General features: G+C 73.7%; 6 protein-coding genes. 4 read left to right on the top strand and 2 right to left on the bottom strand.

The features are described 5' to 3' along the window. A partial coding sequence (locus IE239_RS39835) for a jacalin-like lectin (protein ID WP_268254565.1) occupies positions 1 to 455 on the top strand: 455 nt, incomplete at its 5' end. 59 nt (positions 456 to 514) lie between these two features. Here the strand turns inward: IE239_RS39835 and IE239_RS39830 are convergent. Both IE239_RS39830 and IE239_RS39825 read right to left on the bottom strand, forming a co-directional pair. Next, a complete protein-coding gene (locus IE239_RS39830; RefSeq protein ID WP_190154337.1) occupies positions 515 to 1024 on the bottom strand; it encodes an FMN-binding protein in 510 nt (169 codons plus the stop codon). A gap of 7 nt (positions 1025 to 1031) precedes the next feature. After that, the gene (locus IE239_RS39825; RefSeq protein WP_190154336.1) at positions 1032 to 2384 is read right to left on the bottom strand and encodes a ferredoxin reductase family protein; all 1353 of its coding nucleotides are present in this window, start codon (positions 2382 to 2384) and stop codon (positions 1032 to 1034) included. 229 nt (positions 2385 to 2613) lie between these two features. Between IE239_RS39825 and IE239_RS39820 the strand changes: the two genes are divergently transcribed. From IE239_RS39820 to IE239_RS39810, 3 genes are all read left to right on the top strand, one after another. Next, complete coding sequence (locus tag IE239_RS39820; RefSeq protein WP_308435458.1) at positions 2614 to 3363, top strand: response regulator transcription factor; 750 nt, start codon at positions 2614 to 2616, stop codon at positions 3361 to 3363. 38 nt (positions 3364 to 3401) lie between these two features. After that, entirely contained in the window at positions 3402 to 4994 is a 1593-nt protein-coding gene (locus IE239_RS39815) for a sensor histidine kinase (protein ID WP_308435457.1), read from the top strand. A gap of 411 nt (positions 4995 to 5405) precedes the next feature. Next, entirely contained in the window at positions 5406 to 6791 is a 1386-nt protein-coding gene (locus IE239_RS39810) for a phosphatase PAP2 family protein (protein WP_190154334.1), read from the top strand. The last annotated feature ends 54 nt before the right edge of the window (positions 6792 to 6845 follow it).

Raw genomic sequence — 6845 nt, 5'->3', positions numbered from 1 at the left:
CCGCCTTCTCCTGGACCCGCAACCCCGACCTCCAGCTCAGCGACCAGTTCGGCGGCCCCCACGGCGACTACTACAACGACATCGACGCCGTGCCGGCGGGCGCACGTCCCGTCAGCCTCTCGCTGCGCAGCGGCTCCCGCGTCGACCGGATGAGCCTCACCCTGAGCAACGGCGTCACTCTGGCGCACGGCGGCTCCGGCGGCACCGAGTCCTCCCTCACCCTCGCCGCCGGCGAGCATGTGACGGCCGCCCAGCTCTGCCAGGGCCAGAAGGACGGCCGCACCCGGATCTTCTACGCCAGGTTCACCACCGACCAGGGGCGCAGCCTGGCCGGCGGGACCACCACCTCCGACTGCGTGACGCGCACCGCGCCCACGGGATGGCAGCTCGCCGGGTTCCACGGCCGCGCGGGCGACGAGGTCGACAAGATCGGCTTCATCTACACCCGGCGCTGAACGACCCCGCGCCCGTGGCGACCTGGGCGGGACCGCTCCCGCTCCGGGCGCCACGGGCGTCAGCCCTTCGCCGAGTCCAGTGCCGACTGGAGCGACCTGCGGTAGCCGTCGCTGGTGTAGGTGGCCCCGGAGACCGTGTCGATGTCGGCGCTCTGGGCGGTGAGGGTCTCCCTGGTCAGCTCCGGGACGGCGTAGGAGTTGATCTGCTGGTCCCGCGGGTTGTCCTGGGGGTACTCGACCGCGCTGACGTCCGTGATCTTCCCGTTCGTCAGGGTGACGCGGACCTGGACCGGGCCGTACCGGGTCTGCACCGAGTCCCCGGTGACGTGCCGGGTCCCCGTGGCCGACCCGCCGGACCCACTGGACCCAGCGGTCCCGCCCGAGCCGCCGGATCCGCCCGAGCCGCTCGACGCGCTCGAACTGGCGACGGGCGCCGGAGTGGCCGCCAGTCCCGCGACGGACGGCGTGGTGTGCGGCTTCAGCGACAGCAGCAGCACCATCCCGGAGGCGGTGGCGGCGCCCGCCAGCACGATGCGGCGCAGCGGACTCTTCTTCCTCAACGTGTGCAAGACGGCCTCACAGCTCGAAGGACTCGTGGTGGATACGGCGGTCCGCGACCCCGGCGGCGCGCAGCGCCTCGTACACGTCCTGCGCGAACCCGTGCGGGCCGCACAGGTACACGTCGTGCGCCTCCAGGTCGGGAACGGCGGCCCGCAGGGAGGCGGCCGTGAGGTCCGGACGCCGGCCGTGCCGGCCGTTCAGCGCGTACAGCACCTTCGCCCCGCGCCACCGGGCGACCGCCTCCAGCTCCCCGCCCAGGGCGAGATCCTCGGCGGTCCGCGCGCGGTAGAGGAGGGTGACGTCGCCGGGCAGCGTCTCGAACAGGGCCCGCAGCGGGGTGATGCCGACGCCGCCCGCGATCAGCAGGGACTTGTGCGCGGTCTGCCGGTCGGCCGTCAGCGCCCCGTAGGGCCCTTCCGCCCACACCCGGGTGCCGGGCCGCAGCAGGGCCACGGCGGCACTGTGGTCGCCGAGCGCCTTGACGGTGATCCGCAGCAGGTCCGGGCGCGGCGGCGCGGACAGCGAGTACGGGGTGGACGTCCCGCGCATGCCCTCCGTGAGGAACCGCCAGCGCAGGAACTGTCCCGGCCGCGCGCCCATCTCGTCCAGTCGCCGGCCCCGGACGACGACGGAGTACACGCCCGGCGCCTCCCGGTGCACGGAGTCCACCCGCAGCCGGTGACGCAGGTTGAGCCGCACCGGGGCCAGGACGCGGAACCACACCACCAGGGCCGCGGCGCCCAGGTACAGCGCGTACCAGGCTGCCTGGGCGGGGCGGCTGCCGACGAAGTCGGACCCCAGGGCGAGCTGGTGTCCGAAGGAGAGGAAGACCGCGGCGTACGTGAGCAGGTGCACGTAGTACCAGAACTCGTGGCTGACCCGGCGGCGCACCGCGCGGGCCGAGATCAGCCCGACCGCGAACAGCATGACCGTGCCGGCGGTGGCCTTGAGCATCTCCGGGTAGTCCAGGACCACGGTGACCGCCTCGCGCACGACCGAGGAGCGGTCCTGGGCGGCGTACCCGAGAACGATGAGCACGACGTGCGCGACCAGCAGACAGACCGTGTAGCGGCCGGCCCGCGCGTGCCAGCGCGCCACCCGGTCCGACCCGATCCGCTGCTCCAGGAGCGGGACGCGCGCCATCAGGGCGACCAGGACGGCACAGGCGTACCCGCACAGCAGCCCCGCGATCCGCCCGGCTCCGGTCAGCCAGCCGGCCGCGCCCACGACCGACCCCGTGTCGTGCCACCACAGGGCGACGACGGCGGCGGCCCCGCCCCACAGGACGGCGAGCACCGGGCCGGCGGGGGAGCGCCCCGGCGCGGGAGGCGCGGGGGCGACCTGTCGTCGCTCGTACACCGTCGTCATGCGCGTGTTCCCTTCGGCTGTCCGTACGCCCTCTCGGCGGTCCCGGACGCCACTGTGCCGACGCAACTTCTGAGCCCGCTCTCAGCGCACCCCGCGTCGGCACGGCTGCGTCGCAGGTGGGAGGGGGTGTTCGCCGCTCGGAGCCGACCGGGGACAGAGCGCACTCACAGTGAACTCAGAGGTCGCGAGGAGCCTCCGGCACCGGCGAGGCCGCATCCTGGTAGCTGAGATGAACACTTCCCGCCCCCGCGGCCCCGGCCGCCCCGCCCTGACCCGGACCGACGGCACGCCCATCCGGGTCCTCGTCGTCGACGACGACCCCGACCTCGCCGAAGTCCTCTCCGGAGCCCTGCGCTACGAGGGCTGGGAGGTGCGGACGGCGGGCGACGGCGTCTCGGCCGTCGCCGAGGCGCGCGACCTGCTGCCCGACGCCGTCGTCCTCGACGTCATGCTCCCGGACACCGACGGCTTCACCGTGCTGCGCTCGCTGCACGCCGTGCGGTCCGACGTGTGCGTGCTCTTCCTGACCGCACGGGACGCGGTCGAGGACCGCATCGCGGGCATCACCGCGGGCGGCGACGACTACGTGACCAAACCGTTCAGCCTGGAGGAGGTCGTGGCCCGGCTGCGCGGACTGCTGCGCCGGGCGGGCATGGCCCGGCAGCTGGAGGACGGGCCGCGGCTGACCGTCGGCGACCTCACGATGGACGAGGAGGCCCGCGAGGTCACCCGCGGCGGCGAACTCGTCGAGCTGTCCCCGACGGAGTTCGAGCTGCTGCGCCTGCTCATGCACAACCCGCGGCGCGTGCTCAGCAAGGCGCAGATCCTGGACCGGGTGTGGTCCTACGACTTCGGCGGGCAGGCCCACGTCGTCGAGCTGTACATCTCCTACCTGCGCAAGAAGGTGGACGCGGGCCGCCCGCCCATGATCCACACGGTGCGGGGCGCCGGATACGTGCTCAAGCCGGCGGCCCGGTGAAGGCGCTCGTGCGGAGGGTGAAGCGGTGGCTTTCGCGCGTGCCCCTGCTGCCGCACACGCTGCGCGCACGGCTCACCGCCGGACTCGTCGTGCTGCTCGCGGTGAGCTGCGCGGCCGTCGGGGTGGCGGCGGTGGTGGAGCTGAACGGCTTCCTCACCGGCCGACTCGACCAGCAGCTGCGCGCGGCGGGCGAGCGGTTCCCGGCCAGCCTGGAGCACGGCGGGCCGCAGCCGTCCGACCACGACGGCGACGAGGACGGCGACACCCGCCGGCAGGCCGCCGGAACCTTCGGCGCGCGGCTGGTCGACGGCGCCGTCACCAACGCCGCGGTGGTGGCGTCCGGCCATGACGCGGGCACGGTGACCGTCACGCTCGGCGCGCGGGACGCGAAGAAGCTCGCCACGCTGCCGGCCGACGGCCGGGGCCGGACCACCGAGCTGTCCTCGCTCGGCGACTACCGCATGATGGCCGTCCACGGCAGGGACGGCGACATCCTGGTCACCGGGCTGCCCATGGAGTCCGTGGAGGCCGCCGTCCACCGGTTGGTACTGGTCGCCGCGATCGTCTTCGGCGCGGCGCTCGCCGTCGCCGGAGTCGCCGGGGCGCTGTGGGTGCGCTGGTCGCTGCGCCCGCTCAGCCGGGTGGCGGCGACCGCCTCCCGGGTCAGTGAACTGCCGCTCTCCAGCGGCGAGGTGGCGCTTCCGCCCCGCGTGCGGGAGAGCGACTCGCGCAGCGAGGTGGGCCGCTTCGCCGGCGCCTTCGACGCGATGCTCGGCCATGTCGAGGACGCCCTGACCAAGCGGCACGCGAGCGAGGAACGGCTGCGCAGTTTCGCCGCCGACGCCAGTCACGAACTGCGCACGCCCGTGGCGTCGATCCGCGGTCACGCGGAACTGGCGCTGCTGCACCCCGACCCGGTGCCGCACAAGGTGGTGCGGGCCCTGGAGCGGATCGAGGCCGAAGCGGCCCGCATGGGCGAGGTGGTCGACGATCTGCTGCTGCTCGCCCGTCTCGACGCGGGCCGCCCCCTGGAGCGCCGTCCCGTCGACCTGACGCGTCTGGTGCTGGACGCGGTGACCGACGCGCATGCCGCGGGTCCCGGACACCGCTGGGCGCTGGAGCTGTCCGAGGAGCCGGTGACGGTGACGGGCGACGCCCACCGGCTGCACCAGGCACTGGCCAACCTGCTGGCCAACGCGCGTCTGCACACCCCCGTGGGCAGCACGGTGACGGTCTCGCTGAAGACCGTCCCCCCGACGGGGGCCGAAGCCGGGCAGCCGGCCGGGCCCGCGGACGGGGGCACGGCCAGGGGCGCGGCCACGGACACCACGACGGGCAGCGCGTCGGGCACGACCGCGGGCAGGACGGCGGGCAGGACCGCGGGCGGCACGGTGCTGCTGGAGGTCCACGACGACGGGCCTGGCGTCGCCGCCGACATCCGGCCCAAGGTCTTCGAACGCTTCACCCGCGCGGACCGCCGCCGCACCGGGGACATGGGCGGCGGCGCCGGCACCGGCCTCGGACTCTCGATCGTGGCGGCGGTGGCGGAGGCCCACGGCGGCAGCGTCACCCTCGTCAGCGAACCGGGCTCGACCACGTTCACCGTCCGGCTCCCCGCCGACGGCGAGTGATCCGTACCACCCTGCCCGGCACGCAACCTCCCCCGCACGCACCCTCCCGCACGCGCCGTCCCGCCCCCGCGCGCCGAGCCGCGCCTGAAGGCCGGCTTCCCGTCCCGGCTGCGCGTCGACGGGGTGCTGCCCGAAGGGACGGGCCACGTCGTCGCGACTCGGCGGACGTCGTCGTCGACCCGTCCGCCTGACGTCTTCGCCCAACTCTGCCCCCGGGCCCACGGCCTGGGGGTTCTTCCTGTGCTGTCCATTTCGGCGAAAGCCGCGCGACGCTCCGATAACATGTTCGACCTCGCGACGAACGCCCCCTGCCCGCCCTTCGCGGACCCGTCCCGCCCGCCCGCGGGACGAGCGAGCCGGCCCGCCGAACTTCACACACTGGTCAGAGAATTGATATCGATGCCTCCGCGGATGTCCGCGCGAATAAAGAGCAGCAGTGCGTTCGCCGAGCGGCGTCGGCCACGGGTGACGGCGATGGCCGCGGCGGGCGTGGTGGTCCTCGGGTTCCTCCTGGCGCTGGAGTTCGTCGCCCGCCACCTGGGTCTGCCGGGCCCGCTCACCTCACAGGTGCGAGAGGTGATATTCCCGCCCAAATCGGGTGGACTGCTGTACGCCAGCATGGCGTTGATGCTGGTGGTCCTGCCCTGGCGGCAGAGATTCGTCGCACTCGGCGCCGCGCTCGGCATCGACCTCGTCGTCTTCGTCGTCCGATGGGCGGCCGACGTCGAGGTGACCGAGGGTCACCCCTTCGGCAACGGGGCCCTGCTGGTGACGCTCGGCTGCGCGGTGGTCGCCGTCACACGCCGCACCGGTCGCGAGCGCGTCCTGTTGCTGAAGGGCGTCGGGCTGGCCCTGCTGCTGATGGCCGGCCGCAAGACCGGGGACACCTGGCTGCTCATCACCTCGAAGACGCGCCCGATGGTGCTCGACCAGTACGTCGCGACCGCCGACCACGCCCTGGGCAACCCGTCGTGGCTGGTGGGCCGGATGGTCACGGCCACCGGCCCGATCGGCTTCAACGTCCTCGACTTCGTCTACGGCCAGCTCCCGGTCGCCGCGGTCGTCGTCGCGCTCTACCAGCTGCGCAACGTGGCGGCCGAGCGCCGCTTCCCGACGCACTACCTGGTCCGCACCTTCCTGGCGATCGGCGTCCTCGGACCGGCCTTCTACATGATCTTCCCGGTGGTGGGGCCCGTCTTCGCCTACGGCAACGGCAGCGAGCACTGGGTGGACGTCAGCCTGTGGGCGCAGTCGCACCCCAGCGTGCAGTGGGCGGTGGCCGACCTGTGGCCGAACACGCCGTCGCCGGTCGGCGTCCCGCGCCACATGCCGTTCGACGGGGTCACCCCGCGCAACTGCATGCCCAGTCTGCACACGGCGTGGGCCGTCGCGATCTTCATCCACACCCGGAAGGGCCCGAGGGCCCTGCGCTTCGCGGGGGCGTTCTGGCTGATCGCGACCCTCGCGGCGACGCTGGGATTCGGCTACCACTACGGCGCGGACCTGATCGCCGGCGTCGTCTTCACCCTCACGATCGAGGGCGCCCTGCGCGCGTACGACCGTGGCTGGGACCGCTCGGGCGTCCGGCTGGTCGTGCACGGCGCCACGGTCTTCACCGCGCTGCTGGTGTCGTACCGCTTCCTGCCTCTGGAGATGGCCCGGCACGCGTGGTTCTACGGCCCCCTCCTGGTGCTGGCGATGGTCTCCGTCGTCTATGCCTATGTGCGGACCACGGCGGACTGGGAGCCGAGCGCCGCACCGGCCCGGCAGCCGGAACCGCTGCCCGAACCGGCCTGAGCCCGGCCTCCACGCTCACGACCCCTCCGCGCGTCACCGATTCCCACGGTGACG

Source organism: Streptomyces humidus (assembly GCF_014649655.1).
GTDB classification, from domain to species: Bacteria; Actinomycetota; Actinomycetes; order Streptomycetales; family Streptomycetaceae; genus Streptomyces; species Streptomyces humidus.
This window is presented reverse-complemented; position numbering and strand designations above follow the sequence as displayed.

Bases quoted from the DNA above. Each gene is read 5' to 3' on its own strand.
- IE239_RS39810 (WP_190154334.1), top strand. From the start codon at position 5,406: ATGTCCGCGCGAATAAAGAGCAGCAGTGCGTTCGCCGAGCGGCGTCGG.
- IE239_RS39820 (WP_308435458.1), top strand. From the start codon at position 2,614: ATGAACACTTCCCGCCCCCGCGGCCCCGGCCGCCCCGCCCTGACCCGG.
- IE239_RS39825 (WP_190154336.1), bottom strand. From the start codon at position 2,384: ATGACGACGGTGTACGAGCGACGACAGGTCGCCCCCGCGCCTCCCGCG.